We start from the raw sequence: 353 nt of genomic DNA, 5'->3' as shown, positions 1-353 counted from the left end.
AAGCCGACCGCCTTGATGCGGGCATCGCGCACCAGCGCCTGACCGATATCATTGCCGGAGCCGTAGATCAGCGAGAACACGCCTTCGGGCAGCTCGCACTTGGCCACCGCCCGCTGAATGGCCCGGCCGACCAGCTCAGAGGTGCCGGGGTGCGCCGAGTGAGCCTTGACCACCACCGGGCAGCCCGCCGCCAGGGCCGAGGCGGTGTCGCCGCCGGCTACCGAGAAGGCCAGCGGGAAGTTGGAGGCGCCGAAGACCGCGACCGGGCCCAGGGCAATATGGCGCTGGCGCAGGTCGACCCGCGGCATCGGTTCGCGTTCGGGCAATGCCGGATCGATGCGCACATCCAGCCA

At 70.3% G+C, this 353-nt stretch carries 1 protein-coding gene; it reads right to left on the bottom strand.

The annotated features are described in order from the left end of the window. The coding region (locus HUS66_RS17575; protein ID WP_175072469.1) for an aldehyde dehydrogenase family protein at positions 1-353 on the bottom strand (353 nt) is incomplete at both ends.

The sequence above is a fragment of the Onishia taeanensis genome, from assembly GCF_013349955.1.
In the GTDB taxonomy this organism is placed as follows: domain Bacteria; phylum Pseudomonadota; class Gammaproteobacteria; order Pseudomonadales; family Halomonadaceae; genus Onishia; species Onishia taeanensis_B.
This window is presented reverse-complemented; position numbering and strand designations above follow the sequence as displayed.